The organism is Allokutzneria sp. NRRL B-24872 (genome assembly GCF_002155965.1).
Classification (GTDB): Bacteria; Actinomycetota; Actinomycetes; order Mycobacteriales; family Pseudonocardiaceae; genus Allokutzneria.
The window spans coordinates 29,600-55,592 of the sequence record NZ_MUMH01000053.1 but is presented as its reverse complement, the minus strand read 5'-3'; the positions used below and the strand labels follow the sequence as shown (position 1 = coordinate 55,592).

Below are 25,993 nucleotides of genomic sequence, written 5' to 3'. Positions count from 1 at the left end.
ACGTCCGCGCCGTCGACGGCGGCCTTCGGGTCGTGCACGACCTCGACGGTGGCGCCGGTCTCCGCCGCGCGCTGCTTGGCCGCGTCGTAGATCCAGGTCAGCGGCTGGAAGCCGGTCGGGGCGCCGATGCGGACGTTGATGCCCGCGGTGACGCCGCCGAGCAGCAGCGAGTGGGCCATGTTGTTGGCGCCGTCGCCGAGGTAGGTCAGCGTGAGCCCGGCGAGCTTGCCGAAGCGCTCGCGGATGGTCTGGAGGTCGGCGAGGACCTGGCACGGGTGGAACTCGTCGGTCAGCGCGTTGATCACCGGGACGGTCGCGGCGCCTGCCATCGCCTCGATGCGGGCGTGCGCGAAGGTCCGCCACACCACCATGTCGACGTAGCGGGAGAGCACGCGCGCGGTGTCCTCGATGGTCTCCTCGCGGCCGAGCTGCATGGTGCGGCCGTCCACGATGACCGGGTGGCCGCCGAGCTGGGCGATGCCGACCTCGAAGGAGAGGCGGGTGCGGGTGGAGTTCTTCTCGAAGATCACCGCGACGCCCTTGGGCCCAGCGAGCGGGGTGCGGCCCTGCGGCGCGGCCTTCAGCTCGGCGGCGACGTCCAGCACGGCGAGCTGTTCGTCGGGGCTGAGGTCGTCGTCGCGCAGGAAGTGGCGCAGGCTCACTTGGTCTCCTCGGTCGCGGTGTCGAGCAGTGCGGGCAAGGCGGTGACGAAGCTGGCGGCCTCGTCGTCGGTGAGGATCAGCGGCGGCGCGAGGCGGATCGTGTCCGGCTGCACGTTGTTGATCAGGAAGCCCGCCTCGCGCGCGGCCGTGGCGACGGCGGCGGAGACCGGCTGGTTGAGCGTGACGCCGAGCAGCAGTCCGGCTCCGCGCACGCCCCGCACGAGCGGGTGCTCCAGCTCCTCGATGCCTGCCGCGATGTCCTTGCCCAGCGCGGCGGCGTGCTCGCACAGTCCTTCTTCGGTGATGGTGCGCAGGACCGCGAGCGCGGCGGCGCAGCACACCGGGTTGCCGCCGAAGGTGGTGCCGTGCTGGCCGGGGCCGAGGAGGTCCGCCGCAGCGCCGATGCCGACGCACACGCCGAGCGGCAGTCCGCCCGCGATGCCCTTGGCGATCGTGACGACGTCGGGCACGATTCCCGCGCGCTGGAAGGCGAACCAGCTGCCGGTGCGACCAATACCGGTCTGCACCTCGTCGAGCACGAGCAGCGCGCCGTGCCGTGCCGTGATCTCGCGCGCCGCGAGCAGGTAGCCGTCCGGCGGGACGATCACGCCGTTCTCGCCCTGCACCGGCTCGATCACCAGCGCCGCGGTCTCACCGTCCACAATGGACTCAAGCGCGGCCGTGTCGCCGAAGGGCACGTGCACAACGGTTTCCGGCAGCGGCTTGAAGGGGTCGCGCTTGGCGGGCTGGCCGGTCAGCGCGAGCGCTCCCATGGTGCGGCCGTGGAAACCGCCCTCGGTCGCGACGATCTTGGTGCGGCCGGTGAGCCGGGACATCTTGAAGGCGGCTTCGTTGGCTTCGGCGCCGGAGTTGCAGAAGAGCACCTTGCCGTTGCCGTGCGCGCCGAGGAGGTCGAGCAGGCGCTCGGCGAGTTCGACGGTGGGGCCTGCGGAGAAGAAGTTGGAGACGTGGCCGAGGGTGGAGATCTGCTCGGTCACCGCCTGGACGATCGCGGGGTGGGCGTGGCCGAGGGAGTTGACCGCGATGCCGGAGAGCAGGTCCAGGTAGCGCTTGCCGTCGGCGTCCCAGACGGAGGAGCCCTCGCCCCTGGTCAGGGTGAGGCCGGGGGTGCCGTAGTTGTCCATCAGGGCGGAGCGCCAGCGCTGCGTGCCCTCCTGGTTCGAGGTGATCATTGCTGCGGCTCCTCTCCTGGCGTGACCATCGTTCCGATCCCCGAGCTGGTGAAGACTTCGAGCAGCACCGAGTGCGCCAGCCTGCCGTCGATCACGTGCGCGCTGGGGACTCCGCCGCGCACCGCGCGCAGGCAGGCCTCCATCTTCGGCACCATGCCGCTGGCCAGGCTCGGCAGCAGCCCTTCGAGCGCGGCGGCGTCGATGCGGTCGATCAGCGAGGACTTGTCCGGCCAGTCGGCGTAGACGCCCTCGACGTCGGTCAACACGACGAGCTTCTCCGCCTTGAGCGCGATGGCCAGCGCGGCCGCCGCGGTGTCGGCGTTGACGTTGTGCACCACGCCTTCCGGGTCCGGCGCGACGCTGGAGACCACCGGGATGCGCCCGGCCTGGATGATGTCGAGCACCGCGTCCGGGTTCACCGAGACCACGTCGCCGACCAGGCCGATGTCGACCGCTTCGCCGTTGACGGTGGCGGTGCGGCGCTGCGCGGTGAAGAGGTTCGCGTCCTCGCCGGACATGCCGATCGCGTGCGGGCCGTGCTTGTTGATCAGGCCGACGAGCTCGCGTCCGACCTGGCCGACCAGCACCATGCGGACCACGTCCATGGTCTCCGGCGTGGTGACGCGGAGGCCGCCCTGGAACTCGCCGGGGATGCCGAGGCGGTTGAGCATCGCGCTGATCTGCGGGCCGCCGCCGTGCACGACGACCGGGTGCAGTCCCGCGGTGCGGAGGAAGACCATGTCCTGCGCGAAAGCGTGCTTCAGCTCGTCGTCGATCATGGCGTTGCCGCCGTACTTCACGACGACGATCGCGCCGTGGAAGCGTTGCAGCCACGGCAGAGCCTCGATGAGAACGGCGGCCTTGTCCGCTGCCAGTTTGACGTTCACGACGAGTACGCCGAGTTCTCTTCGACGTAGGCGTGCGAGAGGTCGGTGCTGAGCAAGGTCGCCGTGCCCCCGCCGAGGCCGAGCCCGACGAGCACGGTGATCTCCTTGCCGCTGAGGTCGGCGAGCGAGCGGTCCTCGCCGCGCACTCCGCCCGCGCAGACCTTGACGCCGTTGAGGGTGATGTCGAGGCGGTCCGGGTCGACGGCCGCGTCCGCCTTGCCCACGGCCATGGCGATGCGGCCCCAGTTGGGGTCGGAGCCGAAGAACGCGGTCTTGACCAGCGGGTCGTCGGCGACCGCGCGGGCGACCCGCTCGGCGTCGGTGTCGTCGGTCGCGCCGGAGACGGTGATGCTGACGAGCTTGGTGACGCCTTCCGCGTCGACCTGGAGCTGGCGCACGAGGTCCAGGCACACCCCGGTCAGCGCGGCGGTGAACTCGTCGGCGGTCGGAGTGACCCCGGAGGCTCCGGAGGCCAGCAGCAGCACGGTGTCGTTGGTGGAGGTGGAGCTGTCGACGGTGAGGCGGTTGAAGGTCGTGCCCACCGCTGCGCGCAGTGCGGCGTCGGCCAGCTCGGCGTCGATGACGGCGTCGGTGGTGATGACGCTGAGCATCGTGGCCATGTTGGGGGCGCACATGCCCGCGCCCTTGGCGAAGCCGCCGACCGTGAAGCCCTGGTGGCTCAGCTCCGCGTACTTCGGGACGCTGTCGGTGGTCATGACCGCGGTGGCAGCGTCGATCCCGGCTTCGTCGGTGCTCGCGAGCGCGGTGGCGACCGTGTCGACGCCGGGCAGGAGCGCGTCCATGGGGATGCGCTCGCCGATCAGGCCGGTGGAGCAGACCGCGATCTCCCCGGCTCCGCAGCCGAGGACCTCAGCGACCTTCTCGGCGGTGGCGTGGGTGTCCTGGAAACCTTCCGGGCCGGTGCACGCGTTGGCGCAACCGGAGTTGAGCACGACGGCGCGCACGCGGTGCTGCGTCAGCACCTGCTGCGACCAGAGGACGGGCGCGGCCTTGACCTTGTTGGTGGTGAACACGCCGGCGGCGACGTCGAGGGGTCCGTCGTTGGCGACGAGCGCGAGGTCCTTCTTGCCGGAGGCTTTGATGCCCGCGTGGATGCCCGCGGCGCGGAAGCCCGCCGGTGCGGTCACCCCGGAGCGGCGGTGCGGCAGGAAGCTGGTCACGGTGCGACTCCCACGGTGGGCAGGCCGGTGGTCTCCGGCAGGTCGAGTGCGATGTTCATGCACTGCACGGCTCCGCCGGCGGTGCCCTTGGTCAGGTTGTCCTCGGCGCCGACCACCACGAGGCGGCCCGCGTCGGCGTCGACGGTGACCTGGAGGTGGACGGTGTTCGCGCCGAGCGTGGAGGAGGTGGCGGGCCAACTGCCCTCGGGGAGCAGGTGGACGAAGGGCTCGTCGGCGCAGAAGGCTTCGTAGACCTCGCGCACGCCGGAGGCGCTCGCCGCGAGCGGGGCGGAGCAGGTGGCGAGGATGCCGCGCGACATCGGCACGAGCAGCGGCGTGAAGGAGACCGAGACCGGGCGACCCGCGACGGCGGAGAGGTTCTGCGTCATCTCCGGGGTGTGCCGGTGGGCGCCGCCGACGCCGTAGGCGCTGACCGAGCCCATGACCTCGGAGCCGAGCAGGTTGGGCTTGAGGCTCTTGCCCGCGCCGGAGGTGCCGGAGGCGGCGACGACCACGACCTCCGGGGTGATCAGTCCAGCCGCCAGCGCCGGGGCGAGCGCGATCGAGGTGACGGTCGGGTAGCAGCCGGGGACGGCGATCCGGCGGGCTCCGCGCAGCTTGTCGCGGTTGCCCGGCAGCTCCGGCAGCCCGTAGGGCCAGGTCCCGGCGTGCTCGCCGCCGTACCAGCGCTGCCACGCGGCGGGGTCGGCCAGGCGGTAGTCGGCGCCGCAGTCCACGACGAGCACGTCCTGGCCGAGGCGCGCGGCGATCTCGGCGGAGTGCCCGTGCGGCAGGGCGAGGAAGACGACGTCGTGGCCGGCCAGCTGCTCGACCGTCGTCTCGACCAGCGTGCGGTCGGCGAGCGGAGCAAGATGCGGTTGGTGCGCGCCGAGCGGCGTGCCCGCGTTGCCGCCCGCGGTGAGCGCGCCGATCTCGACCTCGGGATGCCCGAGGAGCAGCCGCAGCAGCTCCCCGCCCGCATACCCGCTCGCACCGGCGACCGCGACCCGAATTGGCATACGCATGATTATGCGTCGCGATGCAATTTCACTCAAGCGATTTCACGCGCGGTAACCGGGATGTGGCCTGGGTCTCACTGATTCGCCTAAACCTCTCGACCGTTCGGCGCGTCCGGCTGCCGCCGTCCAGCGACCTCTGGGCGACACGCGGTCACGTTTCTTACGTCCGGCCGAACTGTCGTGGACGACCACCGATGCTCACCGTCTATTCGGCGCACGGCCCCCGCTGAGCGGCCGTTCGGCCGAAGTGCTCGCTTAGTTTTGGCCTCGAACAGCCTGCGGTGACCACCAGCGCCGAGGGCTAGAACCACAGCGGCGGGGTACCCGGGACCACCGGCGGCCCCCTGGTCAGGAGGAGAGACCCACTCACCACGGCCACGTCAGGCCTCATCCGCGCAACCCTCGCCAAGGCGGCGGTGACCAAGAATGCCGAGAAGATGATTACCCAGAGTTACGCCAGTCCATCCAGGCCGCAGTTGTGCGCCGCCGGTGGGCGACGTAGGAGCACGCTGCGGGCACAGGACGTGGCGGAGGTCTTCGGACTCGGCCAGGCCCGTGCTGAGCTCCGTGCCGTTCCCGGCGGCCACGTCCACCGGATGTGGCGACTGGACACCGATCGCGGGTCGTACGCGGTCAAGGAGATGAACCGCCAGGACAACCCGGAGTGGATGCCGTGGTTGCAGGCGGCGTGGCGGCTGGAGCTGGCCGCGTGGGGCGCTCGCATCCGGATGCCCGAGCCCGTGCCCCCGCCCAGCGGCGGCGTGGTGGCCGAGGTGCCCGTCGAGGACGCGCCGCCCGCGACCGTGCGGGTGCACCGATGGGTGAACGGCCGCTCGATCAGCCAGCCCATCGACGGTGTCGTCGGCAACTGGGCCGGGCGCACGCTGGCCGCGCTGCACTCGCTGGCCATGCCCGCCGAACCGCGCTGGGCGTTCCCGCCCACCGGCACCACCGAGGCGACGCGCTGGCAGGACCTGGTGGACCTGTCCAAGGACGCGGGCGCGGAGTGGGCGGGCGACCTGTCCGCGCTGGCGCCGGTGGTGGAGGAGATCTACGACCTCACCCAGATCGCGGCCACCCGCTGGCTTCCCGACCTGCTCACCCACGCCGACCTGCGCGCGAAGAACGTGCTGGTCGCCGCGACGGGTCCGGTGCTGGTCGACTGGGACATGGCCGCGGCGAAGGTGCCGCGCGAGGACCTGGCCGGCTGCGCGCTGTCGGTGTCCGGGTGGAACCAGGACGACGGCCCCGTGCGCGAGACGCTGCGGCAGGTCATCTCCGGCTACCGCGCGGCTGGCGGTGCGCTGGAGCGCCCCCTCGACGTGGTCGACGCCGCCGGTGACCTGGGCAACGAGGTCGACTGGGTGGCGGCGGTGGCCCGCAGGGCGATCGGTCAGGGCGCGCAGGGCCCCGATGACATGGAGCGCAGCGCCAAGCTGATCCCGGGCCTGATCCGGGCGCTGCCGAACAAGCTGCTGGCCGCGCGGAGCCTGCGCTGGCTGTTGGCGGACCAGTTCTGACCAGCCGCTGATCGAGCGTGGGGCGGGGCGTCGCTGCCACGACGTTCCCGCTCCACGCGCTGGACCGTCCCCTGTCCCCAGCTCGTTCTCTCGGCTTGAGCTCGCTCGGGCTGATCCGCCCTGATCGCTCCGTCAGCTCCTCGTTCCTGATTTTTTCCAGCCCCCGCCCTCCCAGGGGGGCGTCCCCGGTCCCAGTATCCCAGCCCCGCCCCCTTCGGAGATCGACTTCGGCGCACGCTGTGGACAACCCGGCGCCATGTGGACAACTGCCGGGACGTGGTCAGCGCGAGGCTGTGATCAGGGCTTTTGAGCACGTCCCGTGATCTTCGGGTGATTGTGGCGGGGGCGTCGTGCCTGCGCGGAAGAGTCGTTCGCTCAGAGCCGCAGCGCTTGTTCTGCGGTGGCGGCCTATGCACTGAAAGGGTCATTGAGGTACTTCAACGCACTGAACGGGTCGTTTGGTGCGTTGAGCGCACTGAACGGGTCGTTCAGGGCTTCCTCGTGCCGAAGGCGGGTCAGTGACGACCAGCGAACGCGCGGGAGTGACTGGGGTGCGGTGAGCGGTCGTGGAGTGCGGTGAGCGGCTGCGGATGTCGGGGTGAGCTGTGAGAATGCGCGGCTATGGCGCTGCCGTTGACTCCCCCGGTCCTACCGATGCTGGCGAGCCCCGTGAAGGCGGTCTCGGACGGGGACGGCCTCTGGTACGAACCGAAGTGGGACGGGTTCCGGTGCATCGTGTTCCGGGACGGCGACGAGGTGTACCTGCAGTCGCGCAACGGCAAGGACCTGGCGCGCTACTTCCCGGAGATGTGCGAGGCGCTGCGCAGCGAGCTGCCGGAGCGGATCGTGGTGGACGGGGAGCTGGTGATCGAGCGCGACGGCGAACTGGACTTCGACGCGCTGACGGAGCGCATCCACCCGGCGAAGAGCCGCATCACCCTGCTCAGCGAACAAACGCCCGCACGGTTCATTGGTTTCGACCTGCTCGCGGTTGGTGACGAGAACCTGCTGGAGCAGCCGTTCAGCGCGCGGCGCGAGCGGCTGGAGGAGGTGCTGCCGCAGGGCGAGCGGGTGCACATCACGCCGGTGACCGACGATCCGGCGACGGCCCGCGAGTGGTTCACGTTGTTCGAGGGCGCGGGGCTGGACGGGCTGATCGGCAAACCGGCGGACGCGCCCTACTCGCCGAACAAGCGGGTGCTGAGCAAGATCAAGCACGCGCGGACGGCGGACTGCGTGGTGGCGGGGTTCCGGTGGCACGTGAAGGCGGAGCCGGGCGAGGCGGTGGGGTCGCTGCTGCTGGGGCTGCACGACGAGCGGGGCGTGCTGCACCACGTGGGCGTGGTCGGCTCGTTCACGATGGCGCGGCGGCGGGAACTGGTGGAGGAGCTGGCGCCGCTGCGGGAAGGCGCCGAGGACGGGCACCCGTGGCTGGGCGAGCACACCGACCGCAGGCTGCCGGGCGGGGAGAACCGCTGGCGCAAGGGCGAGCAGGCGTGGGAGCCGCTGCGGCCGGAGCGCGTGCTGGAGATCTCCTACAGCCAGACCGAGGGCGCGCACCCGGCGCGGTTGCGGCACAACGGGCAGTTCGCGCGGTGGCGGCCGGACCGGGACGCGGCGTCCTGCGGCTACGACCAGCTGGAGCAGCCGGCGCGCTACGACCTGCCCTCGGTGCTCTCCGGGGACGTGCGAGCGGCGGACTAGCGGAAATTGAGGCGCGGCGGGGACCTATCCTGGTAGGGCGATGGGAACACCGGTCACGAAGTCTCCGCTGACAGCCCTGGCAGATCGTCTTTCCGAGGTGATGCTCCGCGACGAGCGCCGCCTCCGCCGTCGACTCGACGGGGCCCGCCGGGCGAAGGACCGCCAGGGGCTGGTCGAACGCCTCTCCGCCGAAGTGGAGAAGGCCGAGCTGCGCGTCGTCCAACGGCGCGCGGCGGTCCCGACGATCTCCTATCCCGAGCAGCTGCCGGTCAGCCAGCGCAAGGACGAGATCCTGGAAGCGATCCGGGACCACCAGGTGGTGATCGTGGCCGGGGAGACCGGCTCCGGCAAGACCACCCAGATCCCGAAGATCTGCCTGGAGCTCGGGCGCGGGGTGCGGGGGCTGATCGGGCACACGCAGCCGCGCCGGATCGCCGCGCGCACGGTCTCGGAGCGGGTCGCCGAGGAGCTGGGCGGCGAGGTCGGCGACGTGGTGGGCTACAAGGTCCGCTTCACCGACCAGGGCAGCGACAACACGCTGGTCAAGCTGATGACCGACGGCATCCTGCTGGCGGAGCTGCAGAACGACCGGCAGCTGCACCAGTACGACACGCTGATCATCGACGAGGCGCACGAGCGCAGCCTCAACATCGACTTCATCCTGGGCTACCTGAAGCAGCTGCTGCCGCGCCGCCCGGACCTCAAGATCATCATCACCTCGGCGACGATCGACCCGGAGCGCTTCTCGCGGCACTTCGGGGACGCGCCGATCGTGGAGGTCTCGGGCCGGACCTACCCGGTGGAGCTCCGCTACCGGCCGCTGTCCGACCCGGACGCGCCGGAGGCGGAGGACCTCGACCAGATCCAGGGCATCTGCGAGGCCGTGGAGGAGCTGTCGCTGGAGGGGCCGGGCGACGTGCTCGTGTTCCTCAGCGGCGAGCGGGAGATCCGCGACACCGCCGAGGCGCTGGAGAAGCTCGACCTGCGCGACACCGAGGTGTTGCCGCTGTACGCGCGGTTGTCCGCCGCCGAGCAGCACCGCGTGTTCCAGTCGCACCGGGGGCGCCGCGTGGTGCTGGCGACCAACGTCGCGGAGACCTCGCTGACGGTGCCGGGCATCAAGTACGTCGTGGACCCGGGTACCGCGCGGATCTCCCGCTACAGCCACCGGTTGAAGGTGCAGCGGCTGCCGATCGAGGCGATCTCGCAGGCTTCGGCGAACCAGCGCAAGGGCCGCTGCGGTCGCGTGTCGGAGGGCATCTGCGTGCGGCTGTACTCCGAGGAGGACTTCGAGAGCCGCCCGGAGTTCACCGAGCCGGAGATCCTGCGCACGAACCTCGCCTCGGTGATCCTGCAGATGACCTCGATCGGGCTCGGCGACATCGCCGGGTTCCCGTTCCTGGAGCCGCCGGACAAGCGCAACATCTCCGACGGCGTGCAGCTGTTGCAGGAGCTGAACGCCTTGGACACCAAGGAGAAGAAGCTCACGCCGATCGGGCGCAAGCTCGCTCAGCTCCCGGTGGACCCGCGTCTTGGCCGGATGGTGCTGGAGGCGGAGGACAACGGCTGCGCGCGCGAGGTCATGATCATCGCGGCCGCTCTGTCCATTCAGGACCCGCGCGAGCGGCCGGTGGAGAAGCAGGAGGCGGCGGCGCAGCAGCACGCGCGCTTCCGCGACAAGGACTCGGACTTCGTCACCTACCTGAACCTGTGGAACTACCTGCGCGAGCAGCAGCAAGCCTTGTCCTCCAACAGGTTCCGCAAGCTGTGCAAGGCGGAGTTCCTGAACTACCTGCGGGTGCGGGAGTGGCAGGACATCGACAGCCAGCTGCGCCAGGTGGCCAAGCAGCTCGGGATCACGCTCAACTCCGAGCCCGCCGATCCGCTGAAGGTGCACACGGCGCTGCTGGCGGGCCTGCTCTCGCACGTGGGCATGAAGGACCCGGCCAAGAACGAGTACTTCGGCGCGCGCAACGCGAAGTTCTCCGTCTTCCCCGGCTCGGCGCTGTTCAAGAAGCAGCCGAGGTGGGTGATGGCGGCCGAGCTGGTCGAGACCACGCGGTTGTGGGGCAGGGTCGCCGCCAAGATCGAGCCGGAGTGGATCGAGAAGCTGGCCGGGCACCTGGTGAAGCGCAACTACAGCGAGCCGCACTGGGAGCGCAAGCAGGGCGCGGTGATGGCCCTGGAGCGCGTCACGCTCTACGGCATCCCGATCGTCGCCGGTCGCAAGGTGAACTACGGCAAGGTCGACCCGGAGCTGTGCCGGGAGCTGTTCATCCGGCACGCGCTCGTCGAGGGTGACTGGGAGACCGGGCACAAGTTCTTCCACACCAACAGGGAACTGCTCGCCGAGGTCGAGGAGCTGGAGCACCGGGCGCGGCGGCGGGACATCGTCGTCGACGACGAGACGCTGTTCGAGTTCTACGACAAGCGGGTCGGCGCCGAGGCGATCTCCGCGCGGCACTTCGACACCTGGTGGAAGAAGACCCGGCGGGAGCAGCCGGAGCTGCTGACCTTCGACCGCTCGATGCTGATCAACGAGCGCGTCGGCGGGGTCAGCGACGCCGACTACCCCGACGAGTGGCACTACGGGGATCTGCGGCTGAAGCTGACCTACCAGTTCGAACCGGGTACCGACGCGGACGGTGTCACGGTGCACGTGCCGGTCGCGGCGCTCAACCAGCTGGAGCCGGAGCCGTTCAGCTGGCAGGTTCCCGGTCTGCGCAAGGACTTGCTGACCGCGCTGCTGAAGTCGCTGCCGAAGGCGTTGCGGCGCAACTTCGTCCCGGTCCCGGACTACGTGAACGCGTTGCTGGCGCGGCTGAAACCCTCTGGCGCGCTGCTGCTGGCCGAGCTGGAGACGCAGTTGCAGGCGCTGGGCGGGGTCGCGGTGGCGCCCGACGCGTGGGAGCTGGACAAGGTCCCGGATCACCTCAAGGTCACCTTCCGGGTGGTCGACGAGAAGGGCGCCAAGGTCGCCGAGCACAAGGACCTGAGCGCGCTGAAGGGGCAGTTGAAGTCGAAGGTGCAGCGCGAGCTGTCCACGGCGGGCAACGCGGTGGAGCGCAGCGGGCTCACCGACTGGACCATCGGCGAGCTGCCGAGGACGTTCACCCAGCAGCGCGCGGGTTACGCGGTCACCGCCCACCCGGCGCTGGTCGACGCGGGGACGAGCGTCGCGGTGCGGATGTTCGAGACCGAGGACGAGCAGCGGCGCGCGATGTGGCTCGGCACGCGGCGGTTGCTGCTGCTCGGGTCGCCGTCGCCGATCAAGCTCGTGCACGGGCGGCTGTCCAACCAGGCCAAGCTGACGCTGAGCTCCAGTCCGCACGGTGGGGTCGGCGCGCTGCTCGCCGACTGCGCGGCGTGCTCGGTCGACCACATCGTCGCCGGTGCCGGTGGTCCCGCGTGGAACGCCGAGGGCTTCGGGGCGTTGCGGCACAAGGTCCGCGCCGAGCTGGGCAACGTGATGATGGACGTGCTCGGGCACGTGCAGCAGGTCGTCGCCGCGTGGCAGGCCGTGCAGCGCGCGCTGTCCGACGCGCCCGACTTCCCCGCTTCCCGTGCGGCGCTGGCGGACATCCGGGCTCAACTGTCCACTTTGGTCGGTCCGGATTTCGTGGCCGCGACGGGATCTGCTCAGCTGCCGCAACTCCCCCGCTACCTCAAGGCGATCGAGCAGCGGATCGCGAAGCTCAGCACCAACGCCGAGCGGGACGGGGATTCCATGCGCGCCGTGCACGCGGTGGAGCAGGAGTACCGGGAGCTCGTCGCGGAGGTCGGCGCGGACCTGCCGGAGGTTCGGCGGGTGCGGTGGATGATCGAGGAGCTGCGGGTCAGCTACTTCGCGCAGACGCTGGGCACGCCGTACCCGGTCTCCGACAAGCGGATCTACCGCGCCATGGACCAGATCTGAGCCGCCCCCCCAACGCCCTGAATGAGTCGTTCAGGGCGTTAGCGCGAGCCCCAACGGGTCTTTCGGGTACTTCGAACGCATTGAACGGGTCGTTGGGGGCTCGGGCGTGGTGAACGGGTCGTTGGGGCTGAACGACTCGTTCAGCACGTTCAACGGAGTGAATGACTCGTTGAGGTGGTTGAGCGGACTGAACGAGTCGTTCAGCACGTACCGGGGGCGCTCACCTGGGGTTCACGGGGGGCGTGAAAGGCTGCGTGGGTTTCGCGGAGCGAGGGGGTTTGGCGTGCCACGAGGTAGGGCCGCTTTCGGCGCCACGGCGGTCGCGCTGGTGGTGGCGACGATCGGCGCCGCGTGCACGGTGGGGCCGTCGAACCGGCCCGCGGTGGTGCACGACGGGGACGCCCCGCCCGTGGTCGCTCCGACGCCCGGCAAGCAGCCGCCCGCGGCGGTGCGGCCCCTCGGCGCGCCGGAGGGGGCGAAGCTGAGCTGGTCGGACTGCACGAGCCAGACGCGGTTCCGGCTCGGCGCGGCGGCGGGGTCGGCGACGCGCTTCGAGTGCGCGCGCGTCAGCAACACGTTGGACTCGCCGAGCAGGCCGGGCCGGGGCACGACGCGGATCGCGGTGCTGAAGGCCGGGACCGGGCCGGTGCCGCTGGTCGTGGTGAACGACGTCAACGGCGAGCCGGGCACGTTGTTCGCGGCGCGGTTGGCGCAGCAGCTGGGGCCGGAGGTGCTGGGCACCTTCTCGTTGGTCGGCGTGGACCGGCGCGGCACGGGCGAGTCCGAGCACCTGCAGTGCGTGCCGGAGTCGATCCGGCAGCGGCTGATCGGCTTCGACCCGACGGCCAAGGACGCGACGAAGATCAACGAGCTGTTGGAGGTCGCGCGGGAGGCCTCGCAGGAGTGCATGCTCGACCTGGACGAGCAGCTGCCCGCGAACGACACCTGGCGCACGGCCTCGGACCTGGAGAAGGTCCGCGAGCTGCTGGGGATGCGGCACCTGCACGCGATCGGCAGCGGTGAGGGCTCGCGCGTGCTGACGGTGTACGCCGAGCGCTTCGGCGACAAGGCGGGGCGGTTCGTGCTGGACGGCTCCCCCGATCCGACCTCGGACGGGATCGGGCTGGCGCAGGCGAGGGCCGCGGCGACGGAAGCGACGTTCACGGAGTTCGCGTCGGACTGCGTGCGGCGCGGGTGCGCGCTGGGCTCCGATCCGCGGAAGTCCGTGAGCGACCTGGTCGCCAAGCTCGCCGAGAAGTCGCTGACCAGCTCCGACGGGCTCGCGGTCACCAGCGGCTCGGTGATGTTCGCGCTGGTCGAAGGGTTGGGCGAGCGCTCGGCGTGGCCCGCGCTCGGGGACGCGCTGGCCAAGGCCGCATCGGGTGATCCCGGGCCGGTCGCGGCGCTGCTGGCGCCGGTGATCAAGAACAAGAGCACGGTGGGCGCGCGCTTCGACGGCTCGATGATCACCGCGTGCAACGACACGACGGTGCGCATCCCGCCGGACCGCGCGGCTCAGCTGATCAAGGAGTGGAGCGCCAGGAGCCCGCTGTTCGGGCCGGTGTTCAGCCAGCGGCTGATGTGGTGCGGGCCGTGGCCGGTGCCTGGCCAGCCGCTGCCGCCGGTGCGGGCGGCCAACGCCGGGCCGATGGTGGTGCTGAACACCGCGGCGGACCCGGTGACGCCGCCGGAGGGCACGAAGCGGACCGCGGAGCAGCTGCCCGGCGCGGCGCTGGTGACCTGGCAGAGCAACGGGCACGGGGCGCTGACGGGCAGCGGGTGCGTCGCGACCGCGCTGAAGGACTACCTGGTGGACGGGAAGATGCCCGCGAACGCGACGGTGTGCCCGCCGTAGAAGGTCGACGGGCACACCGTGTCCACTCGCGTCAGTGGCTAGCAGCCGCCGCAGCAACCACAGCCTGGACCCGTGCAGTTGCTGCAGCAGCTGCAGCCGCCAGCGGCCGACATCTCTTCCATCGCATTACCTCCACGCTCGTGGGAGCCCCGGGAAGCACCCACGGTATGCGTGATCACGCATGAGTCGACACCGCCGCCCGACTGACAGCCTTCCCCTGGAGGGGTGAGCACTCCGAGTGGCAGCGGTAGCACTCCGGGTTGACCATGAGCGCATGGGTGATTTCCTGCTGCGTCGATGGTGGCTCGTGGTCGTGCGCGGGGTGGCCGCGATCCTGTTCGGGGTCGTCGCGCTCGCCTGGCCGGGCATCACGGTGTTGGCGCTGGTGACGCTGTTCGGCGTGTACGCGTTCGTCGACGGCGTGGTGGCCGTCGCGGTGGCGCTCGCCGACAAGGTGGCGCCGTCCGCCGACCGGGCGATGACCGGGCTGCTCGGCGCGGTGAGCCTGGTGGCGGGCATCGTGGCGGTGGCCCTGCCGGAGATCACCGCGCTCACGTTGCTCTACGTGATCGCGGCGTGGTCGGTGGTGGCGGGCGTGCTCCAGATCGGTGTCGCGTGGCGGCTGCGCAAGGTCCTCGCCAGGGAGTGGCTGCTGTTCGTCAGCGGCGGCCTGTCCCTCGCGCTCGGCCTCGCGCTGTTCATCAGCCCCGGCGAAGGCGCGATCGCGCTGGTCGTCACGATCGCGGCCTTCGCGCTGCTGTGGGGCATCGTGCTCACGCTGGTCGGGATCAGGCTGCGCACCATCGGCAAGCGCCTGGCCGCCGAGGCGGAGCTGGCCGAGGGCACGACCGCCGCGCTCTGAGCTACTTCTCCTTGAGCAGCTCTGCGATGTAGTCGGTGACCGGTCGCGTCGGGTGGCCGATGAGCGCGCTCAGCACGCCGGGGGTGTGGTCGAGGACCCCGCCCTTGGCGATGTTGGCGTCCACGTCGGCGAACACCGCCGCGACCGGCTCCGGGAAGCCCACGCCGACCAGCCGCGCGATGTGCTCCTCGGTGGTGAGGTTCCGGTAGGACACCGCTCTGCCGGACACGCGGGCGATCTCCTGGGTCAGCTCGGCGAAGGACCACGCGGTGTCGCCGGAGAGCTCGTAGATCTTGTTCTCGTGGCCGTCGGTGGTGAGCACGACCGCGGCGGCTTCGGCGTAGTCGGCGCGCGCGGCGCTGGACACGCGGCCCTCGCCCGCACTGCCGCTGATCTCGCCTGATTCGACCGCGCCCGCGATGTCGTGCGCGTAGTTCTCGTGGTACCAGCCGTTGCGCAGGATCGTGTAGGTCAGGCCGGACGCGAGCAGGGCCTCCTCTGTGGCCTTGTGCTCGTCGGCAAGCACCATCCGACCCGAGTCGGCGAACGGGGCGCTGGTGTAGACGATCCGTCCGACGCCCGCCTTCACGGCGGCCTTGATCGCGTTGGCGTGCTGCTCGGCGCGCTTGCCGAACTCGTTGCCGGAGATCAGCAGGACGACGTCGGCTCCGGCGAAGGCCCGCTCCAGGCTCGCCGGGTCGCCGTAGTCGGCCGCGCGCGCCTGGACGCCGAGCGCCTGGGCCTTCTCCGGGTTGCGGACGGCGGCGACGACCTGGTCGGCGGGGACGCGCTGGAGCAGGGACTCGACGACCAGTGCGCCGAGCCCGCCGGTGGCTCCGGTGATGACGATCATGGGAGGTCTCCTCGCCGTGCGGCGCGGGCCCGTCCCGCGCTCACCACCGAGCTTGTACTAACTTCTGGTTAGCGCCAACTTCTAGTTAGTACTGTCACATTCGGTTGTGCTGCGTGCGGGGTACTGTCAAGGGCATGGACGCCCACCAGCAGCTGCTCGCCGACGTCTTCGACCGGGCGTGCCCGTCGCGGGACGCGCTGGAGCACGTCACGGGGCGCTGGGGAATCCTGGCGATGGTGGCGCTGACCGAGGGCACGTTCCGGTTCAACGCGTTGCGCCGCAAGGTCGACGGGATCAGCGAGAAGATGCTGTCGCAGACGTTGCAGGCGTTGGAGCGCGACGGTTTCGTGCGTCGCGAGGCCCAGCCGGTGATCCCGCCGAAGGTCGAGTACAGCCTGACCCCGCTCGGCGCGGAGACCGCGGAGAAGGTGTTCGCGCTCGTCCAGTTCGTCGAGGACCGGCTGCCCGAGGTGTTGGACGCGCGCAAGGCTTACGACGCGGCGAAGGGCTGAGACGACGAAGGGCTGAGACCAGCGGCCCCAGCCCTTCGCGCGCAACGGTGTCAGCGCTCCCAGGAGGAGAAGCCGCGGAAACCGTAGAGCAGCGGGTCGTCCTCGCGCTGGCCGATGTCGACGACCCTGCCGATGACGATCGCGTGGTCCTCCACGACGTGCAGTCCGGCGACGACGCACTCCGCGGTGGCGAAGGCGTCCTCGACCAGCAGCGGCGCGCCGACCTGGGCCGAAGGCCGCCACGGCAGGCGGGTGAAGCGCTCCGGCGCCGCCGAGGAGAACAGCTCCGCCGCCCGCTTTCCATTGGTGTGCAACAGGTTCACCGCGAAGCCGCCACTGTCCCGGACCGCGGTGAGGGTGCCGCTGCGCAGGTTGAGGCACACCAGCAAGGTCGGTGGATCAGCCGCGACGCTGGTCAGCGACGTGCAGGTCATGCCGTGCGGCGCGCCGCCGGCGTCGAGCGCGGTGATGACCGAGACGCCGGTGGGGAAGGCGCTCATCAGGTCGCGGAAGCCCTGGACCGCCGTGACGTCGCGGGAGACCGGTGCGGCTGTCACGGGCTCAGCCGTTGATCGAGTCGATGTACTCGTAGCAGGTGGGCAGGTTCTCCACCAGCTCCTGGGCCTCCGCCGCCAGGCGCGCGAGCTCGGCCCTGGCGTTGGCCGGGTCGATGTGCGCGAGCGCGGGGCGGGGGCGCTGCGGCTCCAGGCCCAGCCCGAGGGTCATCGTGATCCACGAGTAGGACTCGAAGCCGTGGTAGTGCGGGTACATCGAGGACTCGTCGATCAGCAGCGAGCGCGCGTGCTCCAGCCTGGGCTCCAGCCCCGCCGGGATCGCCCGGATCTTGGTCTCCTTCCAGTACGGGGTGTCGTCGCGCTCGGTGGCCCGGTAGTGCAGGACCAGGAACTCCTTCACGCCGTCGATGACGTGGGCGACCTTCCTGTTGTAGGCGTCGGCGAGGCCGGAGTCCCAGTTCTCGTCGGGGAAGTGCTTCACCAGCTGCTCGATCCCGTGCTGGATGAAGAAGATCCCGGTGGACTCCAGCGGCTCGACGAAGCCCGAGGACAGGCCGATCGCCACCACGTTGTTCACCCACGAGCGCTGGTTGCGGCCGATGCGCATGCGGATGTGGTTGGCCTCCAGGTCGTCCTGGCCGGGGGCGACCTTCTCGCGCAGCGTGCGCTCGGCCTCCTCCGGCGAGCAGAACTCGTCGGAGTAGACGTAGCCGTGGCCGTTGCGCTGGTGCAGGGGGATGGTCCAGATCCAGCCCGCGTCCATCGCGGTCGCGGTGGTGTAGGGCTGCATCGTCTTGGCCAGCTCGCCCTCGCGCGGCACCCGCAGCGCCACCGCGCGGTTGTTCGGCAGCACGTCCTGGAAGGACTCGAACTGCTCGCCGAGCGTCTGGTTGATCAGCACGCCGCGGAAGCCCGTGCAGTCGACGAAGAGGTCGCCGTGCAGGTCACCGCTCTCGCGGGTCTTGACGTGGCTGACCCACCCGCGCTGGTCCTGGCCGATCTCCACCACGTCGTCGATCACGTGCTTCACGCCGCGCTTGGCGCCGAACTTCGCCAGGAACTTGGCCAGCAGGTCGGCGTCGAAGTGGTAGGCGTAGGGGAACTGCGCGCGCTGTTCGTCCAAAGTGGACCGTCCGAGCGAACCGTCGAGGTTGGACACGAACAGCGAACCGTCGAGCAGGCGCGGCGAGAGGTTGTTCTCGCACATCGTCGGCGTGAGGTAGATCTTGCGGTCGAAGTCCTCGCCACGGTCGCCCAGGTGCAACCACCAGTCGGCCAGCGTGAAGCCGTCCGCGACGCGCAGCCGCTCGAAGGGGTGGTAGAAGTGGTGGCCCTTGCGGCGCCAGTCCTGGAACCGGATCGCGAGCTTGTAGGAGGCGGAGCACTCCGGCATCCACTCCCGCTCGTCGAGGCCGAGGTAGTCGAAGAAGTGCCGCACGGTCGAGAAGGTGGCCTCGCCGACGCCGATCGTGCCGACGCGCTTGGACTCCACCAGCGTCACGTCGACGCGGTCGCCGAACGCCTCCTTCAGGTACGTGGCTGTCATCCAGCCCGCAGTGCCACCGCCAACAATGACAACTGACTTGATCACAGCAACGCTCCTCGGGATCGTCCGGCCTTCGGCTCGACCGTAGGCGGCGGTTCTTTTACCTCGTTATCAAGCGGGTTAGTCGATGAGGACGTAGCCGTCGCCGGGGCGGGACGCGCGGGAGCGGCGGAGGCCGGTCAGGGAGAACGTCCTTTGCAGCCAACGGTCCTGACCGTCGTAGCGCGGTGTGAAGGCCGTTCTGCCGTGCACGGTCACGTGGTTGTCCACGATCGCGAGATCGCCCGGCGTCAACGCGGAACTGGTCGCGGTCTGCTCGAACAGCTCGCCCAGCTCCAGCAGTGCTGCCGAACCCGCCTCGGTCTGCGGCTGCGTGGCGGCGAAGTCCACGCGCAGATCGGGGTCTTCGGGAGCACCGGTGAGCACGGCGTGCGCGACGGGGACGTTGCCCTCGCCGAAGGACGGCGGCGCCTCGGTGATGAACTCGGGGCGGGACAACGCGTCGCGGCTGCGCGGGCTGAGCAGGTCGAGCACCTGGCGGACGCACGCCGTGCGCAGGCCCGCGATGCCCTCGTGGTCCGAGCGCAGGCACAGCAGCATGACGTAGTCGGGGCGGTGCTCGTGGAAGGCGTTCTCGTTGTGGAAGGACAGCAGCACCGATCCCGCGTTGCCCTGGAAGGTCTCCTTGCCAGGAACGGGAACGACGTCCTGCACGAGCGCGCCGGTCTTCTCCGGCAGGAACGCGGCGGGGTCGCCGAGGCCCGAAGCGATCATCGCGAGGACGGCGGCGCCAACGGTTGCCTTGCGCTGCACGGAACCTGCGACCATCGGCGTGGACCCCAGGGTGTCCATGCCGACGGGGAGGCCGCGCAGCAGGAGTGTCCCTTGTGGACCGGAGTCGCGGCGGAAGCGCCGGATCGCCCTGCGCACGGCGACGGGGAGCTCGTCCCACGCCTCCCGCGCGGCGGCCACCCACTTGGGGTCGTCGATCACGCCGTCAGCGACGTCGAGCAGGCCGAGGGCGACCTCGGTCACGGCGGCGGCGTCGGTTTCGGTCAGCGACACCACGTTGGGGGTCGCGCTCCTGAGATATGTGGTCACGGTCATCGCGCACTACCCATCGATTGCAGCATCGTCACTGTCTCCTCGTGGTCGAGGTCGAGCGCGTCGGGGCCGTAGATCTCCTCGACCCATCCGCGCTGGTACACCGAGTCCAGGTACCGCTCCCCCAGATCGGGAGCGATGGCGACGGCGGTCGGATCACCGCCGGGCGCGAACTCCGCCAGCCAGCGCAGCGCGCCGCTGACCACGGTCCCGGTGGACCCGCCGAACAGAAAACCCTTGCGGGCCAGGCGGTGGCACGCCCGGACGGTGTCGACCTCCGGGACGTGCACCACATCGTCCACATAGGACACATCGAGCAGTGGTGGGCGAACCCCCGTGCCCAGGCCGGGAATCATCCTGGGCGCGGCGGGTCCCCCGAAGGTCACCGAACCCGCCGCGTCGACCGCGACGATGGTGACCCCGGGGCGGTGCTCCTTGAAGTAGCGCGCGCAGCCCATCAGGGTGCCCGTCGTCCCCGCGCCGAGGAAAAGCACGTCCAGGTCGGGGAAGTTGCGGGCGATGGACGGCGCGGTCCAGCGGTAGTGGGCCTTCCAGTTCGCCGGGTTGGTGTACTGGTTGAGCCACAGGTAGCGGTCGTCGGAGGCGCACAGCTCGCGCACGTAGCGCAGGCGCGCGGCGAGGAAACCGCCGTCAGCGTCGGGCTCGACGATCGTGTGCACCCGGCTGCCCAGGGTTTCGATCAGCCGCTTGGTGGCGAGGTTGCAGCGCGCGTCGGTCACGCACAGGAAGTCGTAACCCTTGCTGGCGGCCAGGATGCTCAGCGCGACGCCGAGGTTGCCGGAGGAGGACTCGACGAGGACCGTGCCCGGCCGCAGCACACCACCGCGCTCGGCCGCCTCGACCATCTCGCGCGCGGCCTTGAGCTTGATCGAGCCCGCGAAGTTGAAGCCCTCGCACTTGAGGTAGAGACTGCGGCCGAAGGTCGCTTCCAGGTCGACGAACAGGTCGTCCTCGTGGAAGTCCTCCGGTTCGGAGATGATCGGCACGCTCCCCACCTCCTCAGCCGTAGCGGCGCAGCTCGTGGAAGAAGTCGTCGACAACGGTCAGCTCGCCGGCGCCGCGCAGCTGCTCGTAGACGTGCATGCCGACCGCGAGGTCCAGCACGCCCAGCCCGAACGGCGAGAACACCAGCGGGCGATCGGCGGGCAGGTCGACGCGGCCCGCCATCACGTCGTCGAGCGTGCCGTGCAGGAAGTCACGGTTGCCCACGAGCTGCTCGGCCAGGTGCGGCGAGGTGTTCGCCTTCAGGCAGTGCTCGACGTCGTCGACGACGTTGGTCGACGCGAGGACGATCTCCGGGGAGATGTCGCGCAGGGAAACGTTGAGCACCAACGGGTTGTGCGCGAACCACGCGGGGTCGGTGACGTGCGGCGCGGCAGCGACGGTGGCGAACACGACGATGTCCGATGCGCGGATCAGGGCTTCGGCGTTGTCGTGCACCGAAATCCGGCCGGTCTCCCCTGAGCGCTCCAGGTAGTCGCGGAAGCCCGACGCGTGCTCGGCGGACAGGTCGTGCACGCCGACCTCGTCGAAGGACCAGCCGGTCTCGGCGAAGTAGGTGTGGATGTAGCGCGCGATCAGCCCGGTGCCGATGAAGCCGATCCTCGGCGGACGTCCGCGCTGACGGGTGAACCAGTCCGCGGCGAGCACGGCGGACGCGGCGGTGCGAGTGGCGCTGATGATGGAGCTTTCCAAGCAGGCGAAGGGATATCCGGTCGTCTGGTCGTTGAGGATCAGCACGGCGGAGGCCCTGGGCAGCCCGGCGGCGACGTTCTCCGGGAAGCTGGAGATCCACTTGATCCCGTCGACACCGACCCCGCCGCCGATCGAGGCGGGCAGCGCGATGATGCGCGAGCTGGGCCGGTCGGGGAAGCGCAGGAAGTACGACGGCGGGTTCACCGTGTCGCCGCTGCCGTGCACCTTGTAGGCGGCCTCGATCAGCTCCGTGACGGGCTTCTCCTGACCGGCCAGCGCGCGCTGCACCTGGCCGCCGGAGATCACCGAGAAGGAAGGGACCTGTTGGGACATCAGGGTTTCTCCGTGTTTGTCAGGGTGTCAGGCTGGCAGGCTGGTGGGTCGGCCAAGGGCGACCAGCACCTCGCGGGGGCCGTCGAAGACCTCGCGGCTGTGCGCCGTCCGCAGGTTGTCCACGAGCATCAGGTCACCGGCCCGCCACGGCTCGCGCAGCGTCACCGAGTCGTAGGTCTTGTTGATCACCTCGACCACGTCCTGGGTGATCTCGCCGCCCTCGCCGAAGCTGGTGTTGAACGGCAGGTTCTCCTGGCCGTAGACGTCGACGAGGTACTCCCGGATCTCGGTCGCCATCGTCCACTGGTTGAGGAAGGCGATCTGGTTGAACCACAACCGCTCGCCGCTCCCGGGGTGGGCGATCACGGCGGAGCGCCGCTGGCTGGTGCGCAGCCCGCCGCCGGAGATCCACTCGAAGCTGATCCCGTTGGCGGAGCAGTACCGCTCGACCTCGGCCTTGTCCGTCGTGCCGAACGCCTCGGTCCAGGAGAGGCCGATCTCCTCGTTGTAGCACCGGTTCAGCAGCCAGCCCTCGCGCTCGAAGCGCTCCACCAGGTCGCCGGGCAGCTCGGCGAGCACCTTGGCGGAGTCGGCGAGCGCGGTGGCTCCGCCCTCGGTGGGCGCGGTGAGGCAGGCGAAGAGCATGAGGCCGGGGAACTCCAGCGCGTAGCTGAGTTCGTGGTGCATGCACATCGGCTGGTTCGGCGGCCACTTCGAGGAGGAGTACACGCCCTCGCCGTGGCTGTCCCGCGTCGCGAACGCCTCGCGCTCGGCCATCAGCTCGACGCCCAGGGTCCGCAGCACCGCGCTCGCGCCGTCGACGTCGCTGAGCCCGAGGCCCCGCACCAGGACGGCGCCGTGGTGCGCGACGACCTCGTGCAGCGCGTCCCGGTTGCGCTCGGCCCATCCGGCCGCGTCCGCGACACCGCTCACCTCGACGATGGCGGGCTTGCCCTCCTCGACGCGACTGTTGAGCGTGTCCATCACAATGCCCTCCCGTTCTCTGTCACCGAGTCGACGGCTGCCGCGAGGTCGGCGAGCACGGGGGTCCTGGTCAGGTCCTTGAGCGAGATCACCCTGTCCAGCTTGACCACCATGCGCACGGCCGACAGCGACGTGCCGCCGGAGTCGAAGAAGTGGCTGCCCCGGCCGACTTTCTCCGGAGCGACCCCGAGCGCGTCGGCCCACGCGGCGGCGATGCGCCGTTCGGTCGGGGTGCGCGGCGCCTCGGCCACGTCGTCAACGCCCAGCTCTGCGGCGACCGCGGTGAGGTGATTCTTGTCGATCTTGCCATTTCCGGTGAGCGGCAGCGTTGGCATCCAGTGGAAGTGGCTGGGCACCATGTACTCCGGCAGCTCAGCCGCGAGGTGGCCGCGCAGCTGGCCGGCTGGCAGCTCGGACGGCGTCGAGTAGAAGGCGACCAAGGTCTTGCCCTGATCCACGACCACCGCGGCGTCGCGGACCCCGGGGGCGCCGAGGAGGCGGTTCTCGATCTCGCCGATCTCGATGCGGAAGCCGCGGATCTTGACCTGCGCGTCGCGGCGGCCCAGGAACTCCAGCTTGCCCTCGGGCAGCCAGCGGCCGAAGTCGCCGGAGCGGTAGAGCCGTTCCCCCGGCCGGTGCGGATCGGTGCGGAAGGCCGCCGCCGTGCGCTCGGGGTCGTTGATGTAGCCGCGACCGACGCACACGCCGGAGAACACGATCTCGCCCGGAGAGCCGAGCGGGACCGGGTTGAGGTTGTCGTCCACCACGTACACGCGCACGTTGTTCACCGCGCGCCCCAAGGGAACCCGCTCGCGCTCGGGTGCGCGGGACATCACCTCGTGGTTGGTGTCGTCCGAGGTTTCGGTGAGGCCGTAGGCGTTCGCGAGCTTGATGTCCGGGAAGGCGGCGAACCAGCGCTCAGCCAGTTCCTTCTTCAGCGCCTCGCCGGTCGCGGAGACGCAGTGCAGGCGGCCGAGGTCTCCTTCGTGCTCCTCCAGGTGGGAGAGCACGACCTCCAAGTAGGACGGAACGACCTGCATCACGTCCACGCCGTCGGAGACGAGGCTGATGAAGCGCTGGACGTCGAGGATCGCCGCCTGCGAGATGATCACCGTGCGACCGCCGACGAGGAGCGCGGACACGAGCTGCCACAGGGAGATGTCGAAGCACTGCGGCGCGATCTGCGCGACGACGCTGCCCTCGGCGATGCCGAAGTCGTCGATCTTGGCGTAGAGGTGGTTGACCATGCCCGCGTGCTCGCACATGGCGCCCTTGGGCTCACCCGTGGAGCCCGACGTGAAGTAGATGTAGGCCAGGTCGTCCCGGCCGACCGCGATGCCGAGATCGCTGTCGTCGTGGTCCTCGGCGTAGATCTCGTCGAGGAAGATCCGGGTGAAACCCGTTGTCTGATCGAGGTTGTCCGTGCTGCCACGTTCGGTGAGCACCAGGGCGCAGTCAGCGCGGCGCAGGGTCTTGCCGATGCGCTCAGCCGGGAAGTGCGGCTCGATCGGGAGGTAGCCGCCGCCCGCCTTGAAGATCGCGAGAACGGAGGCGAGCCAGTCGAGATTCCGTTCGGTCACAACGGCGACGACGTCCTGGGAGGACAGCCCTCGCGCGCGCAGCGCCCGGCCGATGCGGTTCGCGCGGCGGTTCAGCTCAGCGTAGGTCCAGCTGTGCTCACCGTGCTCAACCGCGATCTTGTCGGGGTGCTGGCGGACGCGGTCCTCGAACAGCTCGTGGAAGCGGCGGTCCGGCAGTTCGCGTTCCGGTCCGGCGAGGCCGTCGAACTGGAAGCCCAGCTCCTCGGTGGAAAGCAGGCTCGCGGCGCCGGGCCGGTCGAGCGCGGTGCGGTAGTAACCAGCGATCCGCGCGATGTGGTCGGCGTCGAAAGCCTCCGTGCGGTAGGCCAGACGAAGCCGACCGTCCTTTTCGGACACTGCGAGGACGACATCCTCCGGTAGCTCCGTGATCTCGCCGAGCACAACCTCGAAGTGCGAGCCCTCGGGCAGCGGCTCGGTGGAGTGGTCGGCGATCTCCGTCGCAGCTTTGTCCGCCTGCACAACAAGTTCGGGCCAGGTGCCACCGACCGCGATCGCGCAAGGCAACGGCGCCCCACCTGAAAGCGCGTAGCCGGTGCGGATCTCCGGCTCACCGCTGAGCGCGCTCATCACCCTGGCGTGCGCGGCAAGCAGCTCCGCGGCCGACGGCGTCGCGGCTAGCGCGATGTCGTGCTCCGCGATCCCGGAAGGAGCGTCGACAAGTGCGGTCCAGCGGGGAAGCGCGGTGAACCCGGCCGCCCCGAGCACGTCCTGCCAGAAGTCCCGGGCTCCCATCGAGGTCCCCTCCGCTCACATCAGCCTGGCCTCAAGGGAAAACCTATCGACGCGACATTTTTTCCCGTTATCGTCGGGGTTATCGCTGGAGCTCGACCACGTCGCGCTGTTTCCCGGTCAGCGTCAGGAAAACCTCGTCCAGGCTCGGCGTGCTGGTGTCGATCGCGGAGACGGCGAGTCCGGACCCCGAGATCGCGCGCACGGCGTCGGTCAGGTCGTCCGGACCGGAGATGGGCAGCTGCACCAAGCCCGCCTCGTGGTCGACGTGACCGGTGAGCCGCACGGTCGCGAGCGCGTTGACGACGGCCGTCAAGTCCTGTTCCCGCACGGGTTTCACGCGCAGTGTCTGCCCGCCGACCCTGGCCCGCAGCTCGGCGGGCGTGCCCGAGGCGATGACCACGCCGTTGTCCATCACCACGACGGAATCGGCCAGCGCCTCGGCCTCCTCCATGTACTGCGTGGTGAGCAGCACGGTGGAGCCCTCGGCGACCAGATCGCGGACCACGTCCCACAAACCGTTGCGGCTGCGCGGGTCCAGGCCGGTGGTCGGCTCGTCGAGGTAGATCACCCTCGGGTTCCCGATCAGGCTCGCGGCCAGGTCCAGGCGCCTGCGCATGCCGCCGGAGTACTCGCGCACGAGCTTGCCGCCCGCCGCGACGAGGTCGAAGCGCTCCAACAGCTCCTCGACCCGCGCCCACGCCCGCTTCTTCGGCAGGTCGAGCAGCCTGGCGATCAGGTACAGGTTGTCGCGGCCGGAGATGTCCTTGTCCACGGCGGCGTACTGGCCGGTGAGCCCGATCAGCTCGCGCACCTGCCTCGGCTGCGTCGCGACGTCGAAGCCGCACACCCGCGCCCGCCCGCCGGTGGGCGGGATCAGCGTGGCCAGCATGCGGACCGTGGTGGTCTTGCCCGCCCCGTTGGGGCCGAGCAGGCCGAGCACCGTGCCGACCGGGACCTGGAGATCGACACCGTCGACGGCCCTGTGGTCGCCGTAGTGCTTCTCCAGGCGCTCGACCTCGATCCCCAGCGTCACTGGCCCCGGTCCATCGCGGTGGCGAGGCTGCGCGGGCGCATGTCGGTCCAGTTCTGCTCGACGTAGTCAAGGCACGCCTGGCGGGTGTCCTTGTCGTGCGCGACCGTCCAGCCCGCCGGGACCTCCGCGAAGGACGGCCACAGCGAGTGCTGGCCCTCGTCGTTGACCAGCACGAGGTAGGTGCCGTCCGGGTCCTCGAAGGGGTTCGTCATGGCGTGCTTCCTTTCGTGGTTGTCCACCGGCGACGCTAGGCCGCGGGCTTATT

21 protein-coding genes are annotated in these 25,993 nt (G+C 70.2%); 6 read left to right on the top strand and 15 right to left on the bottom strand.

What is annotated here, in order from left to right; genetic code table 11:
* The 5 genes from CCN37_RS15335 to argC all read right to left on the bottom strand — a co-directional run.
* A partial coding sequence (locus CCN37_RS15335) for an ornithine carbamoyltransferase (protein ID WP_086821445.1) occupies positions 1–662 on the bottom strand: 662 nt, incomplete at its 3' end.
* Positions 659–1,855 carry an acetylornithine transaminase gene (locus tag CCN37_RS15330; protein WP_086821444.1) on the bottom strand — a complete coding sequence of 399 codons (1,197 nt, stop codon included), beginning with the start codon at positions 1,853–1,855 and terminating at the stop codon, positions 659–661. The genes CCN37_RS15330 and CCN37_RS15335, both read right to left, overlap by 4 nt.
* On the bottom strand, positions 1,852–2,742 hold the full coding sequence (argB, locus tag CCN37_RS15325; protein ID WP_086821443.1) for an acetylglutamate kinase: 891 nt from the start codon (positions 2,740–2,742) through the stop codon (positions 1,852–1,854). Before argB ends, CCN37_RS15330 begins: the two co-directional genes overlap by 4 nt.
* Complete coding sequence (gene argJ, locus CCN37_RS15320) at positions 2,739–3,923, bottom strand: bifunctional glutamate N-acetyltransferase/amino-acid acetyltransferase ArgJ (protein ID WP_246843064.1); 1,185 nt, start codon at positions 3,921–3,923, stop codon at positions 2,739–2,741. The genes argB and argJ overlap by 4 nt, the downstream gene beginning before the upstream one ends.
* Complete coding sequence (gene argC / locus CCN37_RS15315) at positions 3,920–4,942, bottom strand: N-acetyl-gamma-glutamyl-phosphate reductase (RefSeq protein ID WP_086821442.1); 1,023 nt, start codon at positions 4,940–4,942, stop codon at positions 3,920–3,922. The genes argJ and argC overlap by 4 nt, the downstream gene beginning before the upstream one ends.
* 524 nt (positions 4,943–5,466) lie before the next feature.
* Between argC and CCN37_RS15310 the strand changes: the two genes are divergently transcribed.
* The 5 genes from CCN37_RS15310 (at position 5,467) to CCN37_RS15290 (ending at position 14,799) form a co-directional block, all read left to right on the top strand.
* Complete coding sequence (locus tag CCN37_RS15310; RefSeq protein WP_168200684.1) at positions 5,467–6,462, top strand: phosphotransferase; 996 nt, start codon at positions 5,467–5,469, stop codon at positions 6,460–6,462.
* A gap of 621 nt (positions 6,463–7,083) precedes the next feature.
* On the top strand, positions 7,084–8,166 hold the full coding sequence (locus CCN37_RS15305) for an ATP-dependent DNA ligase (protein WP_086821440.1): 1,083 nt from the start codon (positions 7,084–7,086) through the stop codon (positions 8,164–8,166).
* A 40-nt stretch (positions 8,167–8,206) separates the two neighbouring features.
* Positions 8,207–12,082: an ATP-dependent RNA helicase HrpA gene (gene hrpA / locus CCN37_RS15300; protein ID WP_086821439.1), complete on the top strand. Its 3,876-nt coding sequence runs from the start codon at positions 8,207–8,209 to the stop codon at positions 12,080–12,082.
* A 283-nt stretch (positions 12,083–12,365) separates the two neighbouring features.
* On the top strand, positions 12,366–13,937 hold the full coding sequence (locus CCN37_RS15295; RefSeq protein ID WP_210408039.1) for an alpha/beta hydrolase: 1,572 nt from the start codon (positions 12,366–12,368) through the stop codon (positions 13,935–13,937).
* A 274-nt stretch (positions 13,938–14,211) separates the two neighbouring features.
* Positions 14,212–14,799, top strand: coding sequence for an HdeD family acid-resistance protein (locus CCN37_RS15290; protein ID WP_086821437.1), 588 nt, complete (start codon positions 14,212–14,214; stop codon positions 14,797–14,799).
* 1 nt (position 14,800) lies between these two features.
* Here CCN37_RS15290 and CCN37_RS15285 read toward each other — a convergent pair whose 3' ends face one another.
* Positions 14,801–15,652 (bottom strand): SDR family oxidoreductase, encoded by an 852-nt coding sequence (locus tag CCN37_RS15285; RefSeq protein WP_086821436.1) that lies wholly within the window; start codon positions 15,650–15,652, stop codon positions 14,801–14,803.
* Positions 15,653–15,786: 134 nt separating this feature from the next.
* Between CCN37_RS15285 and CCN37_RS15280 the strand changes: the two genes are divergently transcribed.
* A complete protein-coding gene (locus CCN37_RS15280) occupies positions 15,787–16,164 on the top strand; it encodes a helix-turn-helix domain-containing protein (protein WP_086821435.1) in 378 nt (125 codons plus the stop codon).
* A 50-nt stretch (positions 16,165–16,214) separates the two neighbouring features.
* Here CCN37_RS15280 and CCN37_RS15275 read toward each other — a convergent pair whose 3' ends face one another.
* The 9 genes from CCN37_RS15275 to CCN37_RS15235 form a co-directional block, all read right to left on the bottom strand.
* Positions 16,215–16,721 (bottom strand): flavin reductase family protein, encoded by a 507-nt coding sequence (locus CCN37_RS15275; RefSeq protein ID WP_210408038.1) that lies wholly within the window; start codon positions 16,719–16,721, stop codon positions 16,215–16,217.
* Positions 16,722–16,725: 4 nt separating this feature from the next.
* The gene (locus CCN37_RS15270; RefSeq protein ID WP_086821434.1) at positions 16,726–18,270 is read right to left on the bottom strand and encodes a tryptophan halogenase family protein; all 1,545 of its coding nucleotides are present in this window, start codon (positions 18,268–18,270) and stop codon (positions 16,726–16,728) included.
* Positions 18,271–18,345: 75 nt separating this feature from the next.
* A complete protein-coding gene (locus CCN37_RS15265) occupies positions 18,346–19,332 on the bottom strand; it encodes a clavaminate synthase family protein (RefSeq protein ID WP_086821433.1) in 987 nt (328 codons plus the stop codon).
* Positions 19,329–20,336, bottom strand: coding sequence for a 2,3-diaminopropionate biosynthesis protein SbnA (gene sbnA / locus CCN37_RS15260; RefSeq protein ID WP_086821432.1), 1,008 nt, complete (start codon positions 20,334–20,336; stop codon positions 19,329–19,331). The genes CCN37_RS15265 and sbnA overlap by 4 nt, the downstream gene beginning before the upstream one ends.
* Before the next feature lie 13 nt (positions 20,337–20,349).
* A complete protein-coding gene (gene sbnB / locus CCN37_RS15255; RefSeq protein WP_086821431.1) occupies positions 20,350–21,378 on the bottom strand; it encodes a 2,3-diaminopropionate biosynthesis protein SbnB in 1,029 nt (342 codons plus the stop codon).
* A 27-nt stretch (positions 21,379–21,405) separates the two neighbouring features.
* Complete coding sequence (locus tag CCN37_RS15250) at positions 21,406–22,362, bottom strand: TauD/TfdA family dioxygenase (protein ID WP_086821448.1); 957 nt, start codon at positions 22,360–22,362, stop codon at positions 21,406–21,408.
* Positions 22,362–24,695: an amino acid adenylation domain-containing protein gene (locus CCN37_RS15245; RefSeq protein ID WP_086821430.1), complete on the bottom strand. Its 2,334-nt coding sequence runs from the start codon at positions 24,693–24,695 to the stop codon at positions 22,362–22,364. Before CCN37_RS15245 ends, CCN37_RS15250 begins: the two co-directional genes overlap by 1 nt.
* Before the next feature lie 79 nt (positions 24,696–24,774).
* Positions 24,775–25,728: an ATP-binding cassette domain-containing protein gene (locus tag CCN37_RS15240; protein WP_086821429.1), complete on the bottom strand. Its 954-nt coding sequence runs from the start codon at positions 25,726–25,728 to the stop codon at positions 24,775–24,777.
* Complete coding sequence (locus CCN37_RS15235) at positions 25,725–25,940, bottom strand: MbtH family protein (RefSeq protein ID WP_086821428.1); 216 nt, start codon at positions 25,938–25,940, stop codon at positions 25,725–25,727. The genes CCN37_RS15240 and CCN37_RS15235 overlap by 4 nt, the downstream gene beginning before the upstream one ends.
* Positions 25,941–25,993 lie beyond the last annotated feature (53 nt).

Bases quoted from the DNA above. Each gene is read 5' to 3' on its own strand.
- CCN37_RS15235 (WP_086821428.1), bottom strand. From the start codon at position 25,940: ATGACGAACCCCTTCGAGGACCCGGACGGCACCTACCTCGTGCTGGTC.
- hrpA (WP_086821439.1), top strand. From the start codon at position 8,207: ATGGGAACACCGGTCACGAAGTCTCCGCTGACAGCCCTGGCAGATCGT.
- CCN37_RS15280 (WP_086821435.1), top strand. From the start codon at position 15,787: ATGGACGCCCACCAGCAGCTGCTCGCCGACGTCTTCGACCGGGCGTGC.
- CCN37_RS15290 (WP_086821437.1), top strand. From the start codon at position 14,212: ATGGGTGATTTCCTGCTGCGTCGATGGTGGCTCGTGGTCGTGCGCGGG.
- CCN37_RS15265 (WP_086821433.1), bottom strand. From the start codon at position 19,332: ATGACCGTGACCACATATCTCAGGAGCGCGACCCCCAACGTGGTGTCG.
- CCN37_RS15305 (WP_086821440.1), top strand. From the start codon at position 7,084: ATGGCGCTGCCGTTGACTCCCCCGGTCCTACCGATGCTGGCGAGCCCC.
- CCN37_RS15250 (WP_086821448.1), bottom strand. From the start codon at position 22,362: ATGGACACGCTCAACAGTCGCGTCGAGGAGGGCAAGCCCGCCATCGTC.
- CCN37_RS15285 (WP_086821436.1), bottom strand. From the start codon at position 15,652: ATGATCGTCATCACCGGAGCCACCGGCGGGCTCGGCGCACTGGTCGTC.
- CCN37_RS15245 (WP_086821430.1), bottom strand. From the start codon at position 24,695: ATGGGAGCCCGGGACTTCTGGCAGGACGTGCTCGGGGCGGCCGGGTTC.
- argC (WP_086821442.1), bottom strand. From the start codon at position 4,942: ATGCCAATTCGGGTCGCGGTCGCCGGTGCGAGCGGGTATGCGGGCGGG.
- CCN37_RS15330 (WP_086821444.1), bottom strand. From the start codon at position 1,855: ATGATCACCTCGAACCAGGAGGGCACGCAGCGCTGGCGCTCCGCCCTG.
- sbnB (WP_086821431.1), bottom strand. From the start codon at position 21,378: ATGTCCCAACAGGTCCCTTCCTTCTCGGTGATCTCCGGCGGCCAGGTG.